The sequence below is a fragment of the Enterococcus sp. 12F9_DIV0723 genome (assembly GCF_002174375.1).
Taxonomy (GTDB): Bacteria; Bacillota; Bacilli; order Lactobacillales; family Enterococcaceae; genus Enterococcus_A; species Enterococcus_A gilvus.
Genome location: NZ_NIBK01000001.1, coordinates 1,173,891 through 1,198,626, shown reverse-complemented (window position 1 = coordinate 1,198,626; position 24,736 = coordinate 1,173,891). Strand labels below are relative to the sequence as shown.

Sequence of the window (24,736 nt, the reverse complement as noted above, 5' to 3'; positions counted from 1 at the left end):
CTCCTTTTTTATTATCATTTTATCATATAAAGTTACTAAACGGATTTCCTTTCAAATAAATAATTCTTTTGAGAATAAAAGAACCTGCTACACCCTCGTCTCCATACGAGGGTATAACAGGTTCTTCTTATTAAAAATCAAAATTGTCTGGGTCAGCACCAAGGCGTTCGTTGATGTTCAATCCATCAATCAAGGCCATCTCATCCTCACTTAATGTAAAGTCAAACACATCGAAGTTTTCTTGGATACGTTCTTCGTGAACAGATTTAGGAATCACAATAATGTCACTTTGAAGATGCCAGCGAATGATTACTTGTGCGGCTGATTTTTGATGTTTCTTTCCAAGCTCAATAAGTGTCGGATGTTGCAAGATTTTCCCTTGTCCAAGAGGTGACCATGCCTCGACAGCAATATCTTCCTTCGCCAAATAGTTTCGCAAGTCAACCTGTGTCAACGTTGGATGAAGTTCAATTTGATTCACCATAGGCTTGATCTTCGCAGTCGTCAGCAGCTCTTCAATGTGATGTTTATGAAAATTGGATACACCGATCGCTTTCGCTCGTCCGCTCTCATAGATCTCCTCCATCGCGCGCCACGAATCATTAAACTTTCCTTCTACCGGCCAATGGATCAAATACAGGTCTACAGTCTCCAATCCCAAGCGCTCTAAACTGTCATTGAACGCCTGATGAGCAGAATCATACCCTTGATCTGCATTCCAAAGCTTTGTCGTTACGAAAAGTTTTTCTCGTTGGATGCCTGATTGTCGAATGCCTTCGCCAACCCCTTTTTCATTTTTGTAAATTGCCGCCGTATCAATTAGATGATACCCTGCTTCAATTGCCCATCTGACAGAGTTTCTTGCGTCCTGCTCTTCCACTCGCCAAACACCCAATCCTAATCGCGGCATCTCAATACCGTTGGATAATCGCTTGATTTTGTCCATCAAAGTCCCTCCTTGATTGCCATGACAACTGCTTTTTTCTCAATAGAATCGTTCCTACACGTTTATTTTGAAAGAGTTTTCGCTACTGGTCAACTGTTTTATTTCTTTTTACGATCATTTTTCATGATCGAGATGGATTGTTTCAGCGCACTGAACGTACCACCTTCGCTGTATACTAAAACATTTGATTTGTACAATTGAGCAGAAAAAATCGTCAGCAATACTGTAAAGAGAACCAAAATGCCCAATGAAACGAAGGCACTTGTCAGCGACGTAGTGTTCGAAGCCAATCGTAACGGCATACTATAGGAAGATAAAAACGGAATATACGAGGTAACCTTGATGATCACATTTGTTGGATCAGACGTTCCCAAGATCAATCCCAACATATACCCAATCATAGATAAATACATCACAGGCTGAATCGCTTTTGCCGTATCCTCAGGTTTGCTTACGAGCGAGCCGCAAAGAGCGGAGAGTACCGCGTAAAGGAACAATCCTACAAGCATAAAGGCAACAATGATCAGTGCGCCGCTGCCCATTAATGATTTAATAGAGACATTATTGACGAATTCTTTCACCATACCCACATCTTTAAATTGTCTGTACCCGAAAACAAGCGCTACGCCATAGATCAACAATTGTGTCAGCGCCACTAATAACACGCCGAGTAATTTTCCGTAATAGTGGGTTTTTGCTTTCATACTCGATAAAAGAACTTCCATGATTCGCGTTCCTTTTTCCGAAGCGATCTCTTGGGCGATAATGGAGGAATAGCTGATGATAAAGACAAACATAATAATGGTCGTCAAGAAACTGAGGACGAACTGCGTCCCAGAATCTCCTTCGTCAGCCTGCATCTTGCCTTTTTCAAAGGTCACTTTTTCAGACTTGAATTCCGCCGGTGCCATGACTTCTTGTACCTGTGCCGTCGTTAAATTCAACTGACTCGCCCGCATATTCGCCTGCATTGAATTCAGAATCTGCTGCAATTGCATCTCCGTTGAAGTCCCTAGCGACGCTTTGCTATAGAGCTTTCCGGAAACCTGATCCTCTCCCATTTTGAGGTCTAGATAGGCATCGATTTTCTTGTCCTCCAGTTGCTTTTGAGCTTTCTCATCACTAGTCACTACTTCAAAGGTGTAGTCCTTGTTCTTTGTTTTCGCTAATTCCTCTGCAACTTCTGGTCGGTCACTGACGATACCAATTTTGTTGATATCGTTCGCGTCTCCAAAAAAGTGCTGCGACAAATAGAAGATTCCCATTACTAAAAATGGTGCCAAAATCATGATTAGAAAAGCGGCTGATTTCACATTTTTCTTGTAGACGTCTTTGATTATAATCCCCATTTTATTCATTTATCGCACCTGCTTTCCATTTGAAGATTTCTTCCAACGTTGGTGGCTGCTGATTAAACATTGGGATATACCCGTTCATTGTTGCCCGTTCAAAAATATCTTTACCAACGGCTGGGTCGTCCAAGGTGAGTTCGAAACTGCCATCTTCATTTTGTATCACCGATCGAACGCCCGCAAAATTTTCTAGTTCTTCTTTAGACAAATGTGCATCTAGATAAAGCTTACTACGTCCAAAAGATTCGCGGATTTCGTGAACTTTGCCGTTCAAGACTGTTTCTCCATTGCGAAGCATGATCAAATGGTCGCAAATCTTCTCCACGTTGTCCATATTATGACTAGAAAAAATGACACAAGATCCTTTTTCTTTTAATTCGATGATCCCATTTTTTAATAATTCCGCATTCACGGGATCTAATCCGCTAAAAGGTTCATCTAAAATAACTAATTTCGGTTCGTGGATCAACGTTGAAATCAGCTGAACTTTTTGCTGATTCCCTTTAGAAAGGGTCTTAACTTTATCCGTTTTCTTCCCCTTTACTTGGAACTTATCCATCCACTCATCGATTTTAGGTGAGATTTCTTGTTTACTTTTTCCTCGTAAAGAAGCAAAGAAAAGCAATTGATTTTCAATCGTCACCTTTGGATATAGGCCGCGTTCTTCCGGCAAATACCCGATTGTATTATAATCTTTCCCAGACAAAACATGACCATTCCATAAAACATCCCCTGAATCTTTTGATAAAAAATCTAAAATCAGGCGGAATGTGGTGGTTTTCCCGGCACCATTCTGACCAATCAATCCTAAAATTTTTCCGTCTTCAATCGTGAAGCTCATATCATCCAATGCTTTGTACGATCCGAAGCTCTTGCTTAAATGCGTAACCTTTAACATTTTCTCACTCCTTATTTAAAAATATATAAATGACTTCACTTGTTTAAGTGAATCCATTACAATCCGTTTTCCCTCAAAATAAGAGGCTTTATAGCTTTCTTCTAAAATAAACATACCCGATCAGATAACTAATAAAGAAAACATAAATCAATCCAGCAGACACCATCATCATCATCTGAGAAACAAAACTTCCCACAACGCTCAATATCACGAGTGTGACGATCAGCACATAGCAAGTGACAAACAATGCTTTATTGGTGATTTCAATATTCCGTTCATCGGTTTTTGCAATTCTTTGCTGCTTTAATTTTTCAGGATCCTTCATGAGCCTTCGATTTCTAAAAATGGCAAGTGTAAATAAAAGAATAATAGACAAGAAAAATCCGCTAAGGTAACCAAGTGCATGATCGCTTATCTTCAACGCGTACTCTTTTGTCCCTATGAAAAGAATGATTGAACAAACGGCAAGAAAGACTACCGTAATCCTATAGTAATTGTTTTTCATTTTTAATTTCTTGTAATACTGCTGGTCCGGCTTAGAAAGCTTGTCTATCATTCTTCATCCTCCTCCTCAAAAATAAAAACGTCCTCAATCATCAGATCAAAAAAATGTGCGATTTTGTGTGCAAGAATCAATGACGCATTGTAGCGTCCGTTTTCCAAAGAAATGATCGTCTGTCTAGTAACTTCTAGATTATTGGCTAATTCATTTTGAGTTAGTTTACGTTCTTTGCGCAATTCCTGAATTCTATTTTGCAAATGATCAACTCCTCAATGTATAGTACCCTTTACATTCAATAAAAAAAGTATAGCATCCTTTACATTACGTGTAAAGGGTGCTATACATTATTTTTTTTGTAATTGTTCAAGCGTACTCTCAGCTACTGCTTTCGGCAGGCCAGCTTTTTGTAGTTCTTCAATCGAAGCCGCTTGGATATTTTTCAATGATTTGAATTCTTTAAGCAGCATTTTCTTTCGTTTTGGCCCTAATCCATCGATATTATCTAGTTTTGAAGCAAAGCTGTTCTTACTTCGCAACTGACGATGGAAGGTGATCGCAAAACGATGGACCTCATCTTGGATGCGCTGCAGCAAGAAAAACTCTTGTGAGTTGCGTTCTAACGGAACCACTGTCAATTCCGGCCCAAAGAGCAATTCACTGGTTTTGTGTTTGTCATCTTTGGCTAATCCAGCAATCGGGATATCTATCCCCAATTGGTTAGCCAACACATCTTTCGCGACATCCACTTGCCCTTTCCCGCCATCTATCACAATCAAATCTGGGAATGGCAATCCCTCTTTTAATACACGGGAATACCGACGATAGATAACTTCACGCATAGAGGCATAATCGTCAGGGCCTTTAACGGTTTTTATTTTATATTTTCGGTATTCTTTTTTTGCTGGTTTCCCATCAATAAAAACGACCATTGCTGAAACAGGCGCGGTTCCCATGATATTCGAGTTATCGAAAGCTTCGATACGGATCGGTGCTGGAATATTCATCGCATCGCCTAATTTTTCCACGGCGCCGATCGTTCGAGCCTCGCTGCGTCCGATGAGGTCAAATTTTTCATTTAATGCCACTTGTGCATTTTTCCCAGCCAATCGAACCAATTTTTTCTTTTCACCGCGCTGCGGCTGTAGGACTCTCGTTTCCAGCATCGCTTCAACACTGGGTTTATCGATACTGTCAGGGATCAACACTTCTTTAGGAATGAAATGCTCGTTTTCCTGATAGAATTGGCCAATATAGGTCAGGAAATCTTCTTCCGCGTCATTGTAAAATGGAAACATCGAAACATCTCGTTCGATCAATTTTCCCTGACGAACAAAAAAGACTTGGACACACATCCATCCTTTATCTGTTGCATAACCAAAGATATCACGATCGACCAAATCAGTATTGGTCATTTTTTGTTTCGTCATCACTGTTTCGATTGCTCTGATCTGATCCCGGTACTCTGCTGCTTTTTCAAACTCCATGTCTAAAGCAGCTTGGTTCATTTTTTCTTTTAACTGCTCTTGAATCTCCGTGTGACCACCGTTCAAAAATTGTTTGATCTCCTCTACCATGTCCTTATAAACTTGCGGGTCGACATGGAAAGCATATGGACACAGGCATTGCCCTAAATGGTAGTAAAGACAAGGTGTTTTTTGCGAAGGTTTGCACTTCCGTAATGGGAATAAACGATCCAACAACTTTTTCGTCTCATTCGCCGCATTGACGTCTGGATAAGGACCGAAATAATTCGCTTTGTCCTTCAAGACTTTTCGAGTGATCATCAAACGTGGATACTTTTCATTTGTAATTTTCAAAAAAGGATACGTCTTGTCATCCTTCAGCATAATATTGTATTTAGGATCGTTTTTCTTGATCAGGTTGATTTCAAGTAACAACGCCTCGATATTTGACTCTGTTACGATATATTCAAAGTCGACGATCTCGCTTACTAGTCGCTCCGTCTTTGTGTTGTGGCTACCAGTGAAATAAGAACGGACTCTGTTTTTTAATATTTTGGCCTTTCCTACATAAATAATCGTGCCGTTTTTATCCTTCATCAGGTAACAGCCCGGCTGATCTGGCAGGAGTGCCAATTTGTTTTTGATTCGTTCGTTCATACGCTGCTTCCCTTCAATGCTATCTCTTTCAAATCACAGCTGGTTCAATCCATGACTGTCCAATTGTAATTGTGAAAGCTTGGACTGACAGCTACTTCGACTTAAGGTGTTCATTTTTCTTCAAAAAATGAGTTGCATTCTCACCACGCATATCCTCTAAGTAAACATTGCGATCACTAAGATAAATACTAAGCAGAAACTACCTTAACTTCAAAGTAAACTGTGAAAACTTAGACTGACAGCTATCTTTTATTAAAGGATTCATTTTTCCAAAATCGGAAAAATGAGTCCTATTTTCGTTTCGCATACGATTAGGCTAAACAGCCTGTCCATGAATTGGCTAAAAATCCATAACTACTTTTCAAACTTGGTAAACTGCCAAAAGCCTAACTCGCAAAAAAAGCTGGACAAAATGCCCAGCTCATTTTCTTACATGTGAGCTTGGATAAGCTCTTTTAATTGATCCTTTGTATGAACACCGATTACTTTATCAACGACTTGTCCATCTTTTTTCAAAACAAGTGTTGGGATGCTCATGATCCCGAATGATGCAGGTGTTTCTGGATTTTCATCGACATCCATTTTTACGATTCTGAATTCATCTTCGTCGTATTCTTCGGATAATTGATCTAAGATCGGTGCTTGCATCCGACAAGGGCCACACCAAGTTGCCCAAAAGTCGATCAAAACAAGCCCGTTATCTGTTTCTTCGCTAAATGTTTTATCAGTAACTACTTGTGACATTTGAATTCCTCCTATTATAAAATGGATACTTAATAAGTAGGTACCCTTTTTCTTACTAAAAGTAGTATATCACGGTCGCGTGGTCTAGGCTACTGTTCTGCTTACACTTGTAAACTATTTAAAGGTAACCACCGTCGCACCGCTCCCGCCTTGATTTGCTGGAGCAAATTCAAAGCTTTTGACGTTACGATGGTTTTTTAAATAATCTGTGATCCCCTTACGCAACGCACCCGTTCCTTTTCCGTGAATGATCCGAACCTGAGCGAAATTCGCTAACAACGCCGCATCGATATAGTGATCGACTTCGGCGAGGGCCTCTTCATAACGTTTCCCACGTAAATCTAACTCTGGTTTTACTTGCGCACCTGCTCCACGTTGGATTCCGGTTATGACCTGTTGTTTCGGCTCTTCGATTGGCGTCGTCAGTGTCATGTCTTCCTCTGAGACCGTCATTTTCAGAATCCCTAATTGGACTTGCCAATCATTATTGCCCACTTTTTGGATCAAGGTTCCCCGCTGTCCATAGGTTTCTACGATGACTTCATCATTTGGTTTAAACTGTTTCTTCGCCTTCGCTTTTTGCAGCACTTTATTTTTCTTTAACTGCTCGTCTTGTTTTAAATCAGCTAATTGCGATCGTGCATCGATCAATTGATGCTCTTTTACACTGCCTTGGCCTTCTAATTGCATCTGGCGAATGTCTTTGATGATTTTCTCCGCATTCTCCTCAGCTTCGCCAATGATTTTATTCGCTTCTTTGCGTGCTTTCTCCATTTCTTTTTCACGTTCATCAAAGAAATAAGAATAGGCATTTTTTAGATCACGATACAGTTTTTCCGATTCATCCACATAATGACGAATTTCTAAGTATTCAGTTTCTGTTGCTTTACGTTGATTTTCCAAATCTGAGATCATATCATTTAAGTCTTGACTTTCTTCATCAATGATCTGTTTGGCACTGTCGATGACGGTCGAATCCAACCCTAATCGTCTAGAGATCTCAAAGGCATTGCTTCGTCCTGGTACACCAATCAACAAACGATAGGTGGGGCTTAAGGTGTCCACATCGAATTCCATGCTGGCATTGATGGTATTCGGACGATTATAGCCATAAATCTTCAGCTCTGGGTAGTGGGTCGTCGCCATGACGTAAGAAGATTTTGCACCCACTGCATCTAAGATCGCGATCGCTAATGCGGCCCCTTCTTGAGGGTCCGTCCCGGCACCTAGTTCATCAAACAAAACCAAGCTGTGTTCATCAATTTTATCTAAAATAGAGACGATATTGGTCATGTGAGAAGAAAAGGTCGAGAGACTTTGCTCTATCGATTGTTCATCTCCGATATCAGCAAAAACTTCATCGAAGATCCCCATCTCACTTTCTTCTCCCACCGGTAACGGAAAACCTGCTTGTCCCATTAATTGGAGCAATCCCAATGTTTTTAAAGAGATCGTCTTACCACCGGTGTTTGGTCCCGTGATAACGACCGCTTGAAAGTCTTGACCGATCATCAAATCATTCGCCACTGCCTTGTCTTGATCCAAGAGAGGGTGGCGTGCTTGTTTGAAATAAACATGATTGTCTTGATTGATCGCAGGTACCACAGCTTTTAAATTTTTAGCAAACCGTGCTTTGGCATTCATTAAATCAAAACGTCCTAGTACGTAGGCGTTATGCAAAATGTCTTTTCTAGGTGCGACTAATTCCGCTGATAATTCTGCCAAGATGCGTTCAATTTCTGTACGCTCTGCGATTTGCTGCTGACGTAACCGGTTATTTAATTCTACGATCTGTTTGGGCTCCATAAATAGAGTCTGCCCCGAGGCACTCTGGTCATGGACCACACCACCGAAAATACCACGGTATTCTTGCTTCACGGGAATCACATAACGGTCATTTCTCATTGTAATGAGACTGTCGCTCAAATATTTTGCATTCTTTCCGCGAATCAAGCCATCTAATTGTTCTCTGATCGTTTGCTCGCTGCGTCGGATTTGACTGCGAATGGTCCTCAATTCTGTAGAAGCTTCATCTCGCACTCGCCCGTCTTCTTCGACTGAGCGACGAAGTTTGCCGCTTAATTCAGGCAACGTCGTCAATTGCTCCTCCCAGAAATACAAACGTTGAAATTCCAGTTCGCTATCTTTCAGATCCTCAATGAAACGAACCAGCTCACTTGTCGTGGATAGAACACGCGAGACTTCCGCCAATTCAAGTCCGTTCAAGTTTGCACCAATCTCGATCCGCTTCATGTGTGGTTTGATATTGTTTAATTTAGGGATTGGAAGACCGCCACGCAAACGTTGGACTTTCATTCCATCTTCGGTTTCATCCAGCCACGCTTGAATCGTATCTTCGTCGTTAGAAGGTGTCAATTGGCGAATCTCTTCTTCCCCTTGCTCGGTTGTCAAATGTTGCTGAATCATTGTTTTTACTTGTTCAAATTCCAATGTTTTTAAAATACGTTCATTCATTATTTCACCTTCTATACATAAATAAACCGAAACCTGTCAAACAGCGTCCCGGTTTTTCTTTATCCAATAATTTTTGTGACCCACAGATTATTAAATTGCGAGCTCAGGAACAAAGAATGTTCGATCATAAAGCGCGCATACCAGCTGCCTTCTATTTGGTTTTGAACAACAGCCATTGGAACGAAGCTTACTAGCTTCAGGATCAGGAAAATCCCGACGTAGCATACGATCAATTGCAGTATTCCGGCAACGATGCCATCGTATTGAGGGATCATCACCTTGTACAATAAATCCTTAAAGAAAATGGCTATCAGATGCGTCACTAACCATCCGGCGATCAAGATCATGACAAACGCCACACCCGCGTAAAATGCTTTGTCCAAATTGAACGCTTGCTCCACTGAGTAATACAGCATCTTAGAATCGTTCGTAACGGATGGATACGGCACAAATAATTCCAAGTGGGAACCGAGTCTCTGATAAAACATTCGTGCAACGATAAAGGATAGAAGATAACCCACTACAAAAACGATCTGGTAAGCTAGTCCTCGTCGATACCCTCCATAAAAAGATAGCAGTAGTGCAAATAAAATTACCAATGTTAACATAGTATCCCTCACTTATTTATTTGCCGCTCTTTTTTGAATCTCACGTTTACGGTTCTCATTAACGATTTGTTGCGCTTCTACGTGATTTCGGATCGGAACGTTTTCTTTTCCGTTCTTCCGCATGATTTCCTTTGCTTCGGCTTCGATTGCTTCGATTTTCTTGATACGATTCTCTAATTCGAGATTATGGGCGGCTTGCCCTTCAAGCGTATAACGCTGCTTTTCTAACTGCATTAAGGCTTCTTGCTTCTTTAATTGATCTGAGACTGCATTAATCGCCAATAACATCGCGGCTTTCTCTTGCGTGATCTCAGGTGATAACGACATGATCTCATTTAACTGCTCATTGACTAAGGCTGTAACCATATCCATATGTTGCTTGGTTTCCTGTCCAATGATAGTATAAGTCTGACCGGCAACGATTGCCTTATAGCGATTTTGCGCCATATCGATCAACCTTCCTAAAACGATTTTTTTAATAGTCCAGTAACAAAAACACTAACATATTATATGCTAAAACCTTTCATATGTACAACTTTCATCAATTAAAAGCGAATTAACTTAAAGAAAAGAGAAAAAATTATGAGTTCTGCTGTATTAAAATTAACCAAACCCGAGATTCAAAAGCTAAAAAACTACTATGCCGATTACCTATTACTTAAAAAAGTGCCGTATAGCGAATTTTCTGCCAAAAAAAATGGTGTGAGCATCACTGCCTATACCTCTGGAAAGGTCCTCTTCCAAGGGAACAACGCGGAACAAGAAGCGGCTCGTTGGGGAAAAACGGCGCCTGCTTCCGCTAAAAAAAGCAGTCGTCTGCCTAGCGATTTTGCTTCCCTTGCCGTTCTTGGCAGCGATGAAGTTGGAAATGGCAGCTATTTTGGCCCCTTATGTGTCTGTGCTGCTTATGCAGACAAAGAACACTTGGACGCACTAAAAACATTAGGTGTAAAAGATTCAAAAATGCTGACAGATGACCAAATCAGAAAAATGGCAACGGCGATCAAGGAGATGATCCCCTTTCGCCTGCTGGTAGTCACGCCTGAGAAATATAACGATATCCAGCCAAAATACAATGCTGTACGCATGAAGGTCGCGTTGCATAATCAAGCGATCCGATTATTATTAGAGGACATCGCACCCACAAAACCTGATGCTATCTTGATTGATCAATTCACTCCCGAAGCCAATTACATGAACTATGTAAAAAAAGAAGCTAAGAGGGTCGAACAAAAAATTTATTTCGTGACTAAAGGAGAACAATACCACCTGGCTGTCGCAGCCGCGTCTATCATCAGCCGGGCGAGCTTTCTTGACGAACTAGACCAGGCTTCACAGGAGCTTGGCATGAAGGTCCCTTCTGGCGCTGGCAAGCCGTCTGACGAATTGGCGGCCAAGTTATTGCAAAAAGGCGGTATTGATCTACTACGCAAGTATGTGAAGCTGCACTTTGCGAATACGGAAAAAGCAAAAAAAATGATTTGAGTTACCAAGCGTAATCCCCTATCAGAAAAGTGTTCCTCCTTGAGTACCGATGCCTGATCGAATCTTTTGAGAGGCACGCCTTTGCTGACAGGGGGTATTTTTACATCTCTGCTCCTGATAGATACACACGCTGGACATTTCTTAACGCTTCAATGTCTGCTGTAACGTCTCCTTCTACCACCAAAATATCCGCCTGTAAGCCGGCCTTTAATTCGCCAGTGGTGTCAGCCAAATCAAAGACTTTTGCCGGATTTTGGGTGGCTGTTTGGATTGCTTGGACGGGGGTCAGACCATAGCGGACCATCAACCCAAGCTCCTCCACGATCGGCACACTCGGCGCTTCCAGCATGACCATATCTGTACCCGCTAAAATCGTTAGCCCCTCATCATAAATCGCTTTGAAATTTTTCGAATACGCTTCAACAGAACGCTCAAAGAAACCTAAATGATGGGAGTAGGTTTCAGTCGACTGATTTGAATGATCGATCCCTGTTTCTTGGACCTTTTGATTGTACTCTGCCAAGAAATGATAGGCGAACATCGTAGGCGTCCATGATTGTTGCTGTTGAATCATTTGTTTCGCTTGCTCGACTGTTAAGAAATTGCCATGTTCGATCGTATCAAAGCCTGCGTCAATACACATTTGGATTCCTGGCTGTGTTCCTGAATGGACAACACATTTCATACCGAGTCGGTGAGCCTCTTCCACCCCCGCCGTTAATTCTTCCTGAGTAAACTCGCAAATGTCATCACGATTCGTTGTTAACAGCTTGATCCAATCAGCGCCATCCTTCTTTTGACGTCGGATCGTGTGGCGGATATTTTCCACACCGTCTACTTCTTCGATACCATCCTCGTGTCCATGGCCTCCGGTGATACAGATTCCCCGATCCGTATGCAAAATACGTGGTGCCTTGACGTAGCCTTTTTCAGCAGCTAAGCGCAAAGTCTCTAATAGAAATTGCGGCCCGCAGCAATCTCGAATCGTCGTTACTCCTTTGGCTAAACACATTTCTGCTTGTTTCTGTGCATAGTAGGCGATCATAAAGTCATTGTAGCGATGCAGATCCGGCTGCGTCCAATAATAGCCTAAATGAATGTGCGCATCCATCAGGCCTGGTAAGATCGTGCCGTCGCTATACTCGTGAACCTCTGCCTGAGGGTACTCAGAAGCTAGTCTTTGGGCTTCTCCTACAGCCACTATTGTACCCTCTGAAAAAACTACACCGCCCTTCTCGATCACCGTTTCACCGTCACCAGTAATTACTTTTCTTGCTTTCAATAAAATCATTTCTATCCTCCTGTTAAACGTTTTCAATAACTAGTTTAAGTGTACCAAAAGAACCGCCAAAATTGGTAACCAATTTTGGCGGTTCGAATCAAGGATCAGCGTTACTTGTTTGCTTGATAATATTCAGGTAATTTGAAGCCGTATTCTGTCTCAAATAATCGTCCGATTTGCAGAAGCAAGTCTTCTCTTCCCCGTGCAGCAGTGAATTGAATACCCAAAGGCAGTCCTTTTTGCGTCAAGTAGGTGGGCAAGCTAATTGCGGGTTGCCCTGTGAGATTGGCTAATTGCGTGTAGGGGGTGATCTCCAGGCTTCGTTCAAACATGCGATCAATGACATGATGCAGCTCATTTTCCGAAAGACTGGCGGCAGCTTCTAATGCATCTCGAATTTCATCGCTTTGTAGATCATCGTCTATTTTAGGCGCTGTCGTTGCGGCCGTCGGGGTCAACAGAAGGTCATATTCTGTAAAAAGCTGCTCCATCTTAAACGCCGCATCATCCCAAAAGTTCAACGCGCGAATATAATGACTGGCAGGGATTTTCTTCCCATATTGATAGATTCCCCAGGTCATCAACTCCATGTCGTTCTTCTCCACTGGGCGGCGCAGTCCTTGCTCAATTCCAGAGAACATCGCTGCCGTTTCCGCGCCATTCATCAAATAATAGCTAGCGATCAATTCCTTCCCATCCACCGGATAATCGATGATCTCGACTTGATGTCCTTGCTTTAAAAGAAAATCATGCGCTTTTTCTACTGCGCTGGCGGCTTCTGGGGAAACCGTGGAATCAATCGGCGAATCAATAATGACTGCGATCTTCAGCTGCTTTTTTTGGGCGGCTTTATGGTGTTGCCAAGCAGAGGCAGGTGCTTGATAAGGAGCCGCACTAGAGATATCTCGCATCCCATAAAACAGCTTTTCCGTATCCCGCATCGAAACCGTTAAAGCGAAGTCGATCGCTGCTCCCTGCCAACCACGCCATCCACTCGGGCCAACGGGCATCACTCCCCGTGTGGGCTTGAGGCCAATCAATCCACTAAAAGAAGCCGGTATTCGAATCGAGCCTCCGCCATCGCTAGCACCTGCAATAGGGACGATACCTGCAGCTACAGCACTTGCCGCGCCGCCGCTTGAACCGCCGGAGTAATAATCAAGGTTCCATGGATTTCTAGCCGGTCCATAAATTTTCGCATCTGTAATGTTTTTAAACCCAAATTCAGGCGTATTCGTCTGTGCAAATGGAATAAGACCGTTTGCGAGCAGCTTGTTCGTATAATAACTATCACTGTTGGCGCGATGTGCCATCAACAATTTTGATCCTGACGTACTCAGCCAGCCTTTTTTTTCCTGTCCCAGCATTTTTAACGGAATCGGCAATCCGGCAAAGGGGCGCGTTAAGACCTCTTCTTGCTGCTGATATTCCGTTAATGCTTCTTGATCCATCACGGTGACAAATGCATTCAACAGTGAATTTTGTTTCCGAGCTTTTTCTTCAAACAAATGCAACAACTCTTGAAAAGTGATTTCTTTTCTGCGTAATTTTTCTGCCCAGTAAAGACCATCTTTCATCCCTAACACCTCAATAACTTTTTTATTTATTATCACAAATTTTTTTTCATAATACTAGCAACAGACTCGATAGAACCCTCGAAAGGAAAAAGGTCTGATAGAAAAGAGTTCCTTCCTTTCTATCAGACCCAGCTCTCGTGCTATACAGATCATTTTCTATTTTTTCTTTTTGAAGCCTCTGATCGTCGGAATGATTTTTCACATGACACGAAAATCCAGACTCTCATCCATTCCAACATTCTTATACATATTTTTGCTGAAAATACTTCTCTAATCGATGCTGCAGGTGGCCGATCCCTATACACAGCAGCCAATAAATCAATGCAACTAAAATGTACATTGATAAATAGTCAAATGTTCGCCCACCAATGATCTTTGCTTTTTGAAAGATATCGGGCACGGTGATCATTGCCGCTAGCGATGTTCCTTTAAGCAGGTCCATTGCGACGTTGCCCAACGCTGGGATCGAAATACGAACCGCTTGAGGCAAGATAATGTAACGCATGGTGGGGAAAAATCGATTGCCTAAAGCGTAGGCTGCATCCCACTGACCACCATTGACACCCGCAATTGATCCACGATAGATTTCTCCAATAAACGCACTACTGGTTAGACTAAAGCAAATAACTGCTGCGACCACTGCATTTAATTGATAGGGTAAGCCAAAATAGAGTAAAAACAACAGAACCAGTGCAGGGGTGCCCCGTAAAAAGGATAAATAAAATCGCACGAACAGTTTGATCGGCAGCCATGGAACGAAGCCTAAAATAGTTAATAAAATACCCAAAAGATTTCCGAAGAAGAATGCCGCCAGACTGATCCCTAATGTATACCCCAATCCACTCAGTAGAAAGGGGACAGATTCGATCATCAAAGGGATATCGATCGTAGGGATGTACATTAGTCCGCTGACACTTTCTCAGTGACTTCTTGTTTAGGCTTCACCGAAACGTCCGTTCCGAAATATTGTTCTGATATTTTCTTCAGCGTGCCCTCTTCTTTCAACTCTTGAAGCGCCGTATCAATTTTTGATTTTAGTGCTTCGTTTTTCTTATCGAATAAGAAGCCGGTCTCGTTTGCATTAAAATAGACATCTTCCAAAATTTTCACCGGAATATCAGGCAACGCTGCGACAGACATTTTCTGCAAATAGTAGTCATTTAAGATCACATCGGTCCGACCATTCGCCACGTCCGTTAAATACTGATCGTTGGTGGCATTGTCATACGTAACAGCTTTCGCTCCATACTTCTCAGCAATCTTCATATAGCTTGTGTTCGGTTCTCCCGCTGCTTTTTTCCCTTTCAAATCCTCTAAGGAATGAATGCCGGAATCATCACTTTTCCGAACGATCATGCTGTCAAAGGAATGTTTGATTGGTGACGATAAGGCAAATTTCTTGCTGCGTTCTTCTGACATTCCAAAATCATTCGCAGCAAAATCTGCTTCTCCACGATTGACTGCGGTTACCTGACCATCCACATTGTATTCCTTAAAATTAATTTTCAAATCTAATTTTTTAGCGACTGCTTTCGCCACGTCTACGTCATAGCCAATCAACTGATTGTCCTCGTTGTAATACGAAGATGGAAAAAGTGTGCCTGATGTTGCGACTGTCAGTTCCTTTTTCTCTTCTACCTTTTTCCAACTCGTATCTTCACTTGTTTGACCTTGCCCATTCCCGCAAGCAGTAAAAAGCAGTCCTGCCACCACAAGTGCTAAACCCACAAATCCTTTTTTCATTGTTCTCGTCTCCATTCATTTGCTGATAAATTCTACTCACTCATTTTGTTATAGCATATAAAAAACAGAGATTGATAGAAAACTGCTCATGAAAAACAGCTTATAATACAGATTAATCAGAGGAATAAGTGTCATAGCACACCCATTTAAATAACTACCATCATTTAAAACTGAGTATTTTTCAGTTTAAAATCACTTATTTCAAAAATTTCATCAGCAATTTTTTCTACAAAATAGGGATCGTGGGAAGTAACTATCACTGTCCCTTGATAGGACAAAAGCAAGCGTTCGAGGGCTTCCACTGTGGTCAAATCAATAAAATTTGTAGGTTCGTCTAGAATTAGTACATTGGATGGCTTCACAAATAGCAACGCGATTTGAAGCCGCGTAGCTTCACCGCCACTCAAGTTTTTGATCGGCTTAGTCATCTCCAATTGAGAAAACCCCAGATTATGCAAAATACTGCGAACGAGAGCTTCCTTATAGCTTGTATGCTTCATTGAAAATTCTAAAAGTGACTGACTGTCCATCATTTTATAGGACATTTGTTGGTAGGTGGCAAACAAAACTTTCGGCGATACTACGATTCCCTCTTCATTATTCAGGATACTTTGAAGCAGTGAGGTTTTTCCACTGCCGTTTTCTCCAACAATCGCAATCCGCTTCCCCAGAGGAAATTGAAAATCACAGGATTCAATCAGCAATTTCCCACCCCGCTCTAGTTGAAATGCTTCTCCTCGGATTGGAAATTTATTATGAACGGCTTGTATTTTTGAAGGTGGAAACACGATCTCTCGTCGTTTCTCAAACCTCTCGACTTTTTCCAATTGCGCTAAGCGGCTTTCCATCGCGGTCACGGACTTTTGTAAATTTTTTTGAACCGTATCTTTCTGTTTCGACGAGGACAAGCGATCTGGTCGGATGTTCTGCTGACTCTTTTTCGTTGAAACCTTGGTGCTTCTTTCTGCTTGCTCCTTCTTTTTACTGACTGCTGATTCCAATCGTTTCTTTTCCTTTATATATTGTGCCGCTTCTCTTTGATTCACGAGATTTTTTAATTCTTTCTGCTTACAGTAATCTTCGTAATTTCCAACGTATTCCTTGACCTCGCCAGCATCTATCTCCCAGATTTTCGTCGCCAGTTGATTTAAAAAATGACGGTCATGGCTAACGAACAACAGCGTTCCGTAGTAATAACGCAGCTCTTCAATCAACGTCTGTATACTTTTGCGATCAAGGTGTGTTGTGGGTTCGTCCAGAAGCAAGCCCGGTTTGTAACCGGAGAGCGTTTGCGCCAGACGGTATTTATTTTCCTCCCCGCCACTCAACGTACTGGCAGGATTCTTAGGGACAGAGAGTCGGGCTACCAATTCCCAGTCAATCTCTTCGAAATTGGTCCATTCATTTATTTCTTCGATTTGAGTAAAGAAATTAAAGTCGATTTCTCTCTGGACCTTACCGCTATCTGGATTCATCTCCCCTTTGATCAGTTTTAAAAGAGTCGATTTCCCTTGACCGTTTGCTCCGATGATCCCGATACGATCTCCCTCATAGGCGGATAATGAGTCGATTGAAAAAATTTTTTTGGCACCAAAACGGTGTTCTATTTTTGTTAATTTTACAGATAAATGTTCCATTCGTTTTCTTCTCCTTTTCGCTAGGAAAAGGAAAAAGTGTACAAAAAAGGGCCCAGTCTCAGACTAGGCCTCTTTCGTTCTTTTTAGAAAAGTATACACTGATCCCTTGAAATTGCCGTACCTAGACTTTTGAATTCATCGTTCATTAGTTATTCAAAAAGTTTTTACGCAATTTCATTGAAGCAGTCATTTCTTTTCCTCCTCGTGTTCGGTTAATAACAAGATAGCATCCACAAAATAGAAAGTAAAGAATAATACGTTTTACAAATAGCGATTTTCTCTTAAAACAATGCCTTTAATGTCTTCAACCGTTTGTGTTCCAGCTAGCTGCATGACCATTTCCAGTTCTTTTTTGAAGAAATCGAAGACCTGCTGAACGCCTGTTGTTCCGCCCAATGCCAAGCCATAGATTGCCGGACGGCCAATAGCAACCAGATCTGCTCCAGAAGAAAGAGCTTTAAAAACATGCTGCCCGCGACGAACCCCGCTGTCAAAAACGATGGGGGCCCTGCCTGCTACGGCCTCCGCCACATATTGCAGGGAATCAAAGGAAGCCGGACCGCCATCTAGTTGGCGCCCACCGTGATTCGATACCCAGATACCTGAAGCGCCGGAGCCAAGAGCGCGTTCTACGTCTTCTTCTGACTGGACGCCTTTAACATATACCGGCAGATCTGAATAGCCTGCGATAAATTCAACATCTTTTGGACTTAATTTTTGTTTCGAAGAGCCATAAACGGCATCCATTGTTTGACCGATCCCTGATTGATAGGCTTGAACGATCGGCATGGCTAACGGAAATGTAAATCCGTTTCGACGATCGGTTTCACGATTGCCTCCTACTGTCGCATCCGCGGTCAAAACGATGGCTTTTGCGCCGTTACGTTTCGCCATATCGATGATATCGCGGTTGATCCCATCATCTTTACTCATATAGAACTGAAACCATTGAGGTGCCTTTGCCCCGCCAGCCTCGCGTATTTCTTCTAATGTACAGGAAGCGTACGAGCTCGCGGTATAAATCGTCCCGAATCTAGCGACCCCCTTCGCGGACGCCCGCTCGGCTGCCACATTGGCTAACCCGTGGGCAGCGACCGGAGCCATAATGATTGGTGCCGTCAGCTCTTCGCCTTCAAAGGTTACTCGCGTATCTGGTAACTCAACATCTCGTAGTACGTGAGGAATGATCAGTTTATGATTGAATGCCTTTTCATTTTCTTGATAAGTAAAGACATCCCCTGCACCACTGCTGATATACCCGTAGCCGCCTTTAGGAATGACTTCTTTAGCCCCTTCTTCTAAATCATTCATATTAATAAAATCAATTGCACCCTCTGCTGTGCTTGCTTGATAAATCTTTTCCATCAAAATCCCCGCCTTCAATTTGATAACGTTTACAAAATAATGGTACGCCTCTCTAGAAACGTTGACAAATGATTTGTTCGCCCGCTTATTTTGATTGATTCTCAAAAAAATAATTTGATATTTTGCTCATTATCCCGCTTTTTATTCAAATTGTCGTTTTCGTTCACGAGTCTTTTTTGACCTTTTAAGACAAAAAAATAGTTTTAACGATTCGTTCGTTTAAACTTGAAGGGGTAAAAGGACACCTTCAAGAACGGCCACTCGTGAAAATCCAAGAAAGTGAGGATGCTTATGAAAAAAACTATCCATGATGCTGTCGCTATCGGAATTGTATGCTTTCTTGCATCGCTAAGCAGCTATATCGCAAAAGGAGAATTAACTTTTGCTACGTTTATTTATTTGATCCTCCCCTCCTTTTTTATCGTTACCTTTGGCTCGATGCTCTTGATGACCTTATCCAAAAAGTAACCGACGATCAAAAAAAGCCTTCCATACATAAGAAGGCTTCTTTGTTTTTGATTCTTTTATCTTGAAGATCACTCCGCTAGTTTTCTCTCCTTGATCAGAGCGTACATTCCCCCAATTAGAAAGCCGACAAAGGCTGGCAACACCCATCCCATACCTATCGTAAAGAAGGGTAAATAGTGACTGACAAACTTAAGAATGGACACAACGATCGGATTCGTTGAAATGGCTGCCGGACTCGCTGCTAAGGCATCAAAAATCGCTGCGATAGCTGTTAAAGCTGTTGTTGCCTGATACACAGGTTTTCTATCCTTGAACAATGGACTCAAAATAGCAAGCAGGATCAGCGTCATGGCCAAGGGATAAATGAACATTAAAACAGGCAGAGAGATCTCGATTATTTTTGTTAAGCCAACGTTGGCAAAAAGGCAAGGAAGAACACTGGCAAGAACAATAAAAAAGCGATAACTGAACTTAGGGAACAGTTTGACAAAGGTCTCCGAAAAAGCTGTTACAAGCCCTATGGATGTTTTTAAACAGGCTAAGATAACAATCGCTGCGAGTAAAATACTCCCCACCGTACCGAGATAATGATTGGCGATCTGTGCTAATGCGATCCCGCCGTTTTCACTTATAGCAAATTTTCCTAAGCTCATGGCTCCTAAGTAGGATAGCAGTGTATAGATGATTCCCATTAATACGATACTGATCGCACCCGATTTGATCGTTCCTTTAGCGATCTGATTCGGCTTTGTTACTCCCATGGATCGTATCGTAGTAACGATGATGATTCCGAATGCTAAAGAAGCCAAGGCATCTAACGTATTGTACCCTTCGGTAAAGCCCTTTAAGAAAGTCGCCGTTTGATACGCTGGTTGGACAGGTGCCGTTTCAATGGCGCCTAATGGATGAAGAAATCCTAGAAATAGCAACCCGCCGAGTAGAATAAGAAAAATGGGATTCAAGAATTTACCGACATAATCTAATATTTTTGATGGCTTACGAGAGAACAACCAGGTTATTACAAAAAACAATACGCTGAACAGCGCCAAGCCAATCCCGAGATGATCGTTTGAAACAAACGGAGCGATTCCAATTTCAAAGGACGTCGTCGCCAAGCGGGGCAGGGCGAAAAAGGGTCCGATCACTAAGTAAATCAGAAAAGTAAAAATAAATGCATAGTTCCTACCAACCTTTGAAGCCAAATCTAGAACGCCCTCACTTTGAGAAAGTCCGATCGCTATGATCCCTAAAAATGGCAACCCAATTCCTGTAACTAAAAAGCCGAGATTGGCTAAAAAGATATTGCTCCCCGCTGATTGCCCCATGTTGACCGGGAAAATTAAATTGCCGGCACCAAAGAAAAGCCCAAAAAGCATTGACCCTATATAAATATATTGCTTAAACGAAAGTTTTTTCTCCATAATTTCTCCTCACTGTGACCGTAAATAATGATGCCATTCATTTTACACAACTATCTCATTACTGACAAAAATTTTGAATAGGTATACCCGTTCCTCGATTCCCCTTCGATTCAAAAAGCATGAGCCCGATTCCCTAAAAAAGAAGATACCTAGATTGGTGAATTTAAAAAAGCAGCGTTCGAATTTTCCCATAAAAAAAAGAGTCCCTTTTAAAAAAAGGAACTCTGAACGTTCGATGCTCGATAAAAGCTATTTTACGTATAGCTACGAGATGATGGATCACGCTTCCTTCCCCCGACTGGCTCGGTTAGTAGGAACCTTTATCCATCCATCTGGCGGTTTTTTGCTATTTCTCATCATTGTTAACATCAAATGGATTAACTTTGTGCTTTTGTGATTATTTCTCATTACACACACATCCTTTTCTGTTAGCCTAGCAATATTTTTAGGAAGGTTTCTTCCCTACTTTTATTTTACACCATCTAGATAAGGCATCCCTCAAAGCAACTCAAACTTTACGTAACCTATACAAAGACTTTACATTACTGACCGGATTTTTCTCAAATTTATGCGCGATTGAGCCTTCCTCGTTTTTTGCTCAAAAAAAAGAGAAACCTTTTGTATCAAGGTTTCTCCTAGTATTATGCTTATTCTTCTTCTTCTGTCATGAACGTATTGAAAACTTCTTCAATCATATCCCATTCAGCATCTGTTTCGATTTGTTGCAATTCGCCTTCACTGCCGTCTTCATTTTCAACGTATGCGTAAGCTTGCAATTCAACGTCTTCATCTTCAGGTGCGCCTGCTGGATAAAGCAATACATAATTGCGGTTAAATTCTTCTTGACCATCGATCGTCAATAAGATTTCATACAGCGTTTCATTTCCTTCATCATCCACTAAAGTGATGACTTCATGTTCGTGGTCGTGATCATGTTCATGATCGTGGTCGTGTGTGTGTTCGTGTGCCATAGTTATTCCTCTTTTCTAAAGTTTATTGCTGTTGCGATCAAGATAATTTTGTAAAATCATGACTGCTGCAAGTTTATCGATAACTTTTTTTCTTTTCGAACGAGAAACATCTGCTTGTTCTACTAGCATCCGTTCTGCTTGAACAGTAGTTAATCGCTCGTCTTGATACTCAATCGGCAAGTCAAAGAGTTCTTTGATTTTCTCAGCATACGCCATGGAGGCTTCTGCTCGAGGACCGATTGAATTGTTCATATTTTTAGGAAGTCCCACAACAAATTTAGTGACTTGGTACTGCTTCACTAATTCGCCTAGCCGTTCAAAGCCGAACTTCCCCTTTTCTTCGTCGATTCGGATGATCTCGACTCCTTGAGCCGTCCAGCCAAATGGATCACTCACCGCGATCCCGACAGTTTTCGAGCCGACATCAAGTCCCATCACTCTCATCGAATATCTATACCGTGATCTTTCAAGTAATATTTTACCAAAACTTCCATAACTTCATCGCGTTCATGACGACGAATCAAGTTTCGTGCGTCTTGATAACGAGGAATATACGCAGGATCTCCTGATAATAAATAGCCGACGATTTGGTTAATCGGGTTGTAGCCTTTTTCAGCCAACGCGTTATAGACGATCGTTAATGTCTCGCTGATCTCTTTCTTACGATTGTCATCAAAATCAAAACGGACTGTTTCATCTGTGTATCCCATTTTCTCACACCTCTCCTTGGAATTATCAACAATTATATTTTACTAAAAGAAGACAAAACTTACAAATTTTGCAAGTTGCCAATCTCTTGGCTTTAGAAAATCTTCCGAATTATTATAACACGCTTTTGCTTTGTTTAGGTCAGTTTTCTTAAGCATCTTTTTTTCTTTTAAATAGAATGCTCGTTATACTGAAATAGTACTAGCTTTTATGAAGGAATGATTCGTAAAAAAAGGACAAAGGAGGATTATTATGTTAAATAGATTTTTTAAACTACTCGCATGTATCATCGGAGTTGAATTGATCGGATCATTGTCCGGTTTTTTTGCGGGAGATATTCCCGCAGTCTACGCACAATTGAACAAGCCCTTCCTGGCACCACCTGGAAATATCGTGGGAATTATTTGGACAGTTCTCTATGCATTGATCGGTTTAGCTTTATTTTTAGTGATCGACAGCAAAGAACCAAAAAAAAAGACGCGCTCGTATATTCTTTTTGGAGTGCAGCTCGCACTCAACTTCATATGGAGCATCTTATTTTTTGGCGGCTCTCATTTTTGGATCGCGTCATTTATCAGCTTGTTCCTTTGGTTTTCAATCATTTTCAGTATTCGAGAGTTTCGAGGGATTTCTAAAGGCGCGGCGATTTGTTTTGTCCCGTATCTTGTATGGATCACTTATGCGACCTATCTTTCTTTTGGATTAGCACTCTTGAATTAACACTCAAAAAGACATCGGATTTCGTTCCGATGTCTTTTTACTGTTCAAAATAGGAAACGGCATTGTTTTCCCACTCTAAATAAATGCCTACTTTGACTAGGAATATATTGAAAAAACACCATGACAAATAACCCCACTACGAGTGAGCACATTCCCCTTTTTCCTTCTAACGACACTCTCTTTTATCCCAACGTTGGTTTTTTGATCAAGTATCAGAAATTCGTTATTCTCGCTTCCGAATACGCTTTAGCAGGCGATGACGGGTACGACTGACGATTTGCTTACCTTGAATCGGCAAAGAGTCTCCCTCTATTTTTCTTGGTGTGGCCCCACAAGAATAGGGTACAGGCTCCTTCTCCATATGCTCCTCTGAACGTACAGGCGTTTTTGGCGCATTATCAATGACTAGCTCATCCAATGCCGCATTTATCGGTAAAGAGGCCATGGTTACCCAATTCGTTTGTTCCTTTGTCTGCTCCAGCGGATCGATTTCTGGATCTATTCGTTCTTTTGTAGTTGTTTCTTTCATTACTTTCGTTTCCTTCATTTCTTCAGAGAAACTACTACCTGATAACGTATGGGCGGAATCCGGCACTCCCTCCTCTTCCTCCGACAATGAAGAGACGACCAATAATTTCGCTGGTGTTGTTTCACTATCGATGAAACATTCCTTCAGTGTGGCCTTTGCAGGAAGACACGAGGTCACCACTCGGTAGTTTTGTTTCTCGGACAACGTCGTCGGATCGATCCCATCCGGCAGTGCGATCAATTGGATCAACGTTCTCGGATCAGGTTGCTCTTCAATGATCGTCAAGTCTTGTGGGAGTGTGAGCGTTTCCAAAACATCGGCTGGTTCCTCCATCGTATACCCCATTGCTGCTGCCATTTCGGAGAGCTGCGCAAAGAAATCTTTTTCCTCTGTTTTTTGTTCCTTTTTTCTTTCTTCTTTAAACAGCACCGTATCTGTCCGTTGGATCATTTTTGCTTCTAGGAGTTCTTTATATAGACCGATGCCGTCTTTTTCAAAAATATCCAGCTTGGTCAGCTTCGTTAGTGCAGCCTTCACTTTTTCAGCCGGCTTATTTGGATCAAAGCCCTTCATACGAAAATGATGTTTTTTCCCCTCACTGTTCGCAAAGAGAGCATCTAATGTAATCGTTGTTGTCGTAAACATTTCCTTCCCCTCCTTTGTATTTTTTAGTCTCTTCTTGTGAAGGCACCCCTCATGATTCTGCGCATCCAATAATTTCTTCATCACACATTTGTGCTTTGACCACTTCTGGATCTTCTTCGTTATACGTAAGCACAGGAAATAATTTTGCCGTTAGTAATTGCCAATCTTTCCCGCTGAAATAATCAATAAAATATAAATAAAATCGACGCATGATCTTTGTTGTTCGTGTCCGTAAAAAGATGCGATACACCACGCTTGTCAACATTCTAGAGAAATCAAAAGCTTCCCCAGTCAGTTCGTCCCGCACTTGTAGTGCAATCAGCATTTCAATCGTTGTCTTTTCATCATGAGTCTGATAATAGAACGCATGCAATCGTTTTTCTAATGTCCGTCGCTGCAAGGTGAAAAGCTTTTGTCTCGCTAACCCATAATCTTCCATCCTTCACTCGACCTCCTTTTTGTCCATTTTTCCTTTTCGTAAGATATCTTCACGAAAAAGGTACTGCTATTTTTTGAAAACGTCAACACCAAATTATTTAT

At 41.7% G+C, this 24,736-nt stretch carries 25 protein-coding genes; 3 read left to right on the top strand and 22 right to left on the bottom strand.

All coding sequences use genetic code 11. The features are described from left to right. Positions 1 to 130: 130 nt before the first annotated feature. The 10 genes from A5868_RS05825 to zapA form a co-directional block, all read right to left on the bottom strand. On the bottom strand, positions 131 to 946 hold the full coding sequence (locus tag A5868_RS05825) for an aldo/keto reductase (protein WP_086305754.1): 816 nt from the start codon (positions 944 to 946) through the stop codon (positions 131 to 133). Between the two features lie 98 nt (positions 947 to 1,044). After that, a complete protein-coding gene (locus A5868_RS05820) occupies positions 1,045 to 2,304 on the bottom strand; it encodes an ABC transporter permease (protein WP_086305753.1) in 1,260 nt (419 codons plus the stop codon). Continuing rightward, complete coding sequence (locus A5868_RS05815; RefSeq protein WP_010781144.1) at positions 2,297 to 3,196, bottom strand: ABC transporter ATP-binding protein; 900 nt, start codon at positions 3,194 to 3,196, stop codon at positions 2,297 to 2,299. Before A5868_RS05815 ends, A5868_RS05820 begins: the two co-directional genes overlap by 8 nt. 88 nt (positions 3,197 to 3,284) lie before the next feature. Then, complete coding sequence (locus A5868_RS05810; protein WP_086305752.1) at positions 3,285 to 3,752, bottom strand: hypothetical protein; 468 nt, start codon at positions 3,750 to 3,752, stop codon at positions 3,285 to 3,287. Further along, entirely contained in the window at positions 3,749 to 3,955 is a 207-nt protein-coding gene (locus tag A5868_RS05805) for a helix-turn-helix transcriptional regulator (protein ID WP_010781146.1), read from the bottom strand. The genes A5868_RS05810 and A5868_RS05805 overlap by 4 nt, the downstream gene beginning before the upstream one ends. Before the next feature lie 87 nt (positions 3,956 to 4,042). After that, positions 4,043 to 5,818 (bottom strand): excinuclease ABC subunit UvrC, encoded by a 1,776-nt coding sequence (gene uvrC / locus A5868_RS05800; RefSeq protein WP_010781147.1) that lies wholly within the window; start codon positions 5,816 to 5,818, stop codon positions 4,043 to 4,045. A 429-nt stretch (positions 5,819 to 6,247) separates the two neighbouring features. Beyond that, complete coding sequence (trxA, locus tag A5868_RS05795) at positions 6,248 to 6,562, bottom strand: thioredoxin (protein WP_010781148.1); 315 nt, start codon at positions 6,560 to 6,562, stop codon at positions 6,248 to 6,250. 114 nt (positions 6,563 to 6,676) lie between these two features. Further along, positions 6,677 to 9,037 carry an endonuclease MutS2 gene (locus A5868_RS05790; protein ID WP_086305751.1) on the bottom strand — a complete coding sequence of 787 codons (2,361 nt, stop codon included), beginning with the start codon at positions 9,035 to 9,037 and terminating at the stop codon, positions 6,677 to 6,679. A gap of 59 nt (positions 9,038 to 9,096) precedes the next feature. Further along, positions 9,097 to 9,645 (bottom strand): CvpA family protein, encoded by a 549-nt coding sequence (locus A5868_RS05785; RefSeq protein ID WP_086305750.1) that lies wholly within the window; start codon positions 9,643 to 9,645, stop codon positions 9,097 to 9,099. Positions 9,646 to 9,657: 12 nt separating this feature from the next. Then, positions 9,658 to 10,092, bottom strand: coding sequence for a cell division protein ZapA (gene zapA, locus A5868_RS05780; protein ID WP_010781151.1), 435 nt, complete (start codon positions 10,090 to 10,092; stop codon positions 9,658 to 9,660). Positions 10,093 to 10,227: 135 nt separating this feature from the next. Between zapA and rnhC the strand changes: the two genes are divergently transcribed. After that, positions 10,228 to 11,130 carry a ribonuclease HIII gene (gene rnhC, locus A5868_RS05775; protein ID WP_010781152.1) on the top strand — a complete coding sequence of 301 codons (903 nt, stop codon included), beginning with the start codon at positions 10,228 to 10,230 and terminating at the stop codon, positions 11,128 to 11,130. 100 nt (positions 11,131 to 11,230) lie between these two features. On the opposite strand, the gene A5868_RS05770 is transcribed toward rnhC, so the two are convergent. From A5868_RS05770 to A5868_RS05745, 6 genes are all read right to left on the bottom strand, one after another. Continuing rightward, positions 11,231 to 12,421, bottom strand: coding sequence for an amidohydrolase family protein (locus A5868_RS05770; protein ID WP_086305749.1), 1,191 nt, complete (start codon positions 12,419 to 12,421; stop codon positions 11,231 to 11,233). A 101-nt stretch (positions 12,422 to 12,522) separates the two neighbouring features. After that, a complete protein-coding gene (locus A5868_RS05765) occupies positions 12,523 to 13,989 on the bottom strand; it encodes an amidase (protein ID WP_086305748.1) in 1,467 nt (488 codons plus the stop codon). 241 nt (positions 13,990 to 14,230) lie between these two features. Next, entirely contained in the window at positions 14,231 to 14,890 is a 660-nt protein-coding gene (locus A5868_RS05760; protein ID WP_086305747.1) for an amino acid ABC transporter permease, read from the bottom strand. Continuing rightward, positions 14,890 to 15,732 (bottom strand): transporter substrate-binding domain-containing protein, encoded by an 843-nt coding sequence (locus A5868_RS05755; protein WP_086305746.1) that lies wholly within the window; start codon positions 15,730 to 15,732, stop codon positions 14,890 to 14,892. Before A5868_RS05755 ends, A5868_RS05760 begins: the two co-directional genes overlap by 1 nt. Positions 15,733 to 15,896: 164 nt before the next feature. Beyond that, positions 15,897 to 17,369 (bottom strand): ribosomal protection-like ABC-F family protein, encoded by a 1,473-nt coding sequence (gene abc-f, locus A5868_RS05750; RefSeq protein ID WP_086305745.1) that lies wholly within the window; start codon positions 17,367 to 17,369, stop codon positions 15,897 to 15,899. Positions 17,370 to 17,630: 261 nt separating this feature from the next. Beyond that, positions 17,631 to 18,734 (bottom strand): alpha-hydroxy-acid oxidizing protein, encoded by a 1,104-nt coding sequence (locus A5868_RS05745; protein ID WP_086305744.1) that lies wholly within the window; start codon positions 18,732 to 18,734, stop codon positions 17,631 to 17,633. A 291-nt stretch (positions 18,735 to 19,025) separates the two neighbouring features. Between A5868_RS05745 and A5868_RS18945 the strand changes: the two genes are divergently transcribed. Then, complete coding sequence (locus tag A5868_RS18945) at positions 19,026 to 19,202, top strand: hypothetical protein (protein WP_010781159.1); 177 nt, start codon at positions 19,026 to 19,028, stop codon at positions 19,200 to 19,202. A 68-nt stretch (positions 19,203 to 19,270) separates the two neighbouring features. Here the strand turns inward: A5868_RS18945 and brnQ are convergent, their stop codons facing one another. The 4 genes from brnQ to A5868_RS05720 all read right to left on the bottom strand — a co-directional run bounded on the left by brnQ (position 19,271) and on the right by A5868_RS05720 (position 22,304). Next, entirely contained in the window at positions 19,271 to 20,623 is a 1,353-nt protein-coding gene (brnQ, locus tag A5868_RS05740) for a branched-chain amino acid transport system II carrier protein (protein ID WP_086305743.1), read from the bottom strand. A gap of 647 nt (positions 20,624 to 21,270) precedes the next feature. Then, entirely contained in the window at positions 21,271 to 21,594 is a 324-nt protein-coding gene (locus A5868_RS05730; protein WP_086305741.1) for a DUF1292 domain-containing protein, read from the bottom strand. A gap of 15 nt (positions 21,595 to 21,609) precedes the next feature. Then, positions 21,610 to 22,038: a Holliday junction resolvase RuvX gene (ruvX, locus tag A5868_RS05725; RefSeq protein WP_010781173.1), complete on the bottom strand. Its 429-nt coding sequence runs from the start codon at positions 22,036 to 22,038 to the stop codon at positions 21,610 to 21,612. Beyond that, entirely contained in the window at positions 22,035 to 22,304 is a 270-nt protein-coding gene (locus A5868_RS05720) for an IreB family regulatory phosphoprotein (RefSeq protein WP_010739601.1), read from the bottom strand. Before A5868_RS05720 ends, ruvX begins: the two co-directional genes overlap by 4 nt. A gap of 250 nt (positions 22,305 to 22,554) precedes the next feature. Here A5868_RS05720 and A5868_RS05715 point away from each other — a divergent pair, with 250 nt between their 5' ends. After that, positions 22,555 to 23,022, top strand: a complete 468-nt coding sequence (locus A5868_RS05715) for a TspO/MBR family protein (protein ID WP_086305740.1) — start codon at positions 22,555 to 22,557, stop codon at positions 23,020 to 23,022. Positions 23,023 to 23,245: 223 nt separating this feature from the next. Here A5868_RS05715 and A5868_RS05710 read toward each other — a convergent pair whose 3' ends face one another. Then, positions 23,246 to 24,196: a DUF2922 domain-containing protein gene (locus tag A5868_RS05710; protein WP_086305739.1), complete on the bottom strand. Its 951-nt coding sequence runs from the start codon at positions 24,194 to 24,196 to the stop codon at positions 23,246 to 23,248. Positions 24,197 to 24,245: 49 nt separating this feature from the next. Further along, positions 24,246 to 24,635, bottom strand: a complete 390-nt coding sequence (locus A5868_RS05705; protein ID WP_086305738.1) for a hypothetical protein — start codon at positions 24,633 to 24,635, stop codon at positions 24,246 to 24,248. Positions 24,636 to 24,736: the final 101 nt, after the last annotated feature.

Excerpts from the sequence above, each read along its gene's own strand:
- A5868_RS05825 (WP_086305754.1), bottom strand. The coding sequence starts at position 946 with ATGGACAAAATCAAGCGATTATCCAACGGTATTGAGATGCCGCGATTA.
- A5868_RS05820 (WP_086305753.1), bottom strand. The coding sequence starts at position 2,304 with ATGAATAAAATGGGGATTATAATCAAAGACGTCTACAAGAAAAATGTG.
- A5868_RS05815 (WP_010781144.1), bottom strand. The coding sequence starts at position 3,196 with ATGTTAAAGGTTACGCATTTAAGCAAGAGCTTCGGATCGTACAAAGCA.
- A5868_RS05810 (WP_086305752.1), bottom strand. The coding sequence starts at position 3,752 with ATGATAGACAAGCTTTCTAAGCCGGACCAGCAGTATTACAAGAAATTA.
- uvrC (WP_010781147.1), bottom strand. The coding sequence starts at position 5,818 with ATGAACGAACGAATCAAAAACAAATTGGCACTCCTGCCAGATCAGCCG.
- trxA (WP_010781148.1), bottom strand. The coding sequence starts at position 6,562 with ATGTCACAAGTAGTTACTGATAAAACATTTAGCGAAGAAACAGATAAC.
- A5868_RS05790 (WP_086305751.1), bottom strand. The coding sequence starts at position 9,037 with ATGAATGAACGTATTTTAAAAACATTGGAATTTGAACAAGTAAAAACA.
- A5868_RS05785 (WP_086305750.1), bottom strand. The coding sequence starts at position 9,645 with ATGTTAACATTGGTAATTTTATTTGCACTACTGCTATCTTTTTATGGA.
- zapA (WP_010781151.1), bottom strand. The coding sequence starts at position 10,092 with ATGGCGCAAAATCGCTATAAGGCAATCGTTGCCGGTCAGACTTATACT.
- rnhC (WP_010781152.1), top strand. The coding sequence starts at position 10,228 with ATGAGTTCTGCTGTATTAAAATTAACCAAACCCGAGATTCAAAAGCTA.
- A5868_RS05770 (WP_086305749.1), bottom strand. The coding sequence starts at position 12,421 with ATGATTTTATTGAAAGCAAGAAAAGTAATTACTGGTGACGGTGAAACG.
- A5868_RS05765 (WP_086305748.1), bottom strand. The coding sequence starts at position 13,989 with ATGAAAGATGGTCTTTACTGGGCAGAAAAATTACGCAGAAAAGAAATC.
- A5868_RS05760 (WP_086305747.1), bottom strand. The coding sequence starts at position 14,890 with ATGTACATCCCTACGATCGATATCCCTTTGATGATCGAATCTGTCCCC.
- A5868_RS05755 (WP_086305746.1), bottom strand. The coding sequence starts at position 15,732 with ATGAAAAAAGGATTTGTGGGTTTAGCACTTGTGGTGGCAGGACTGCTT.
- abc-f (WP_086305745.1), bottom strand. The coding sequence starts at position 17,369 with ATGGAACATTTATCTGTAAAATTAACAAAAATAGAACACCGTTTTGGT.
- A5868_RS05745 (WP_086305744.1), bottom strand. The coding sequence starts at position 18,734 with ATGGAAAAGATTTATCAAGCAAGCACAGCAGAGGGTGCAATTGATTTT.
- A5868_RS18945 (WP_010781159.1), top strand. The coding sequence starts at position 19,026 with ATGAAAAAAACTATCCATGATGCTGTCGCTATCGGAATTGTATGCTTT.
- brnQ (WP_086305743.1), bottom strand. The coding sequence starts at position 20,623 with ATGGAGAAAAAACTTTCGTTTAAGCAATATATTTATATAGGGTCAATG.
- A5868_RS05730 (WP_086305741.1), bottom strand. The coding sequence starts at position 21,594 with ATGGCACACGAACACACACACGACCACGATCATGAACATGATCACGAC.
- ruvX (WP_010781173.1), bottom strand. The coding sequence starts at position 22,038 with ATGAGAGTGATGGGACTTGATGTCGGCTCGAAAACTGTCGGGATCGCG.
- A5868_RS05720 (WP_010739601.1), bottom strand. The coding sequence starts at position 22,304 with ATGGGATACACAGATGAAACAGTCCGTTTTGATTTTGATGACAATCGT.
- A5868_RS05715 (WP_086305740.1), top strand. The coding sequence starts at position 22,555 with ATGTTAAATAGATTTTTTAAACTACTCGCATGTATCATCGGAGTTGAA.
- A5868_RS05710 (WP_086305739.1), bottom strand. The coding sequence starts at position 24,196 with ATGTTTACGACAACAACGATTACATTAGATGCTCTCTTTGCGAACAGT.
- A5868_RS05705 (WP_086305738.1), bottom strand. The coding sequence starts at position 24,635 with ATGGAAGATTATGGGTTAGCGAGACAAAAGCTTTTCACCTTGCAGCGA.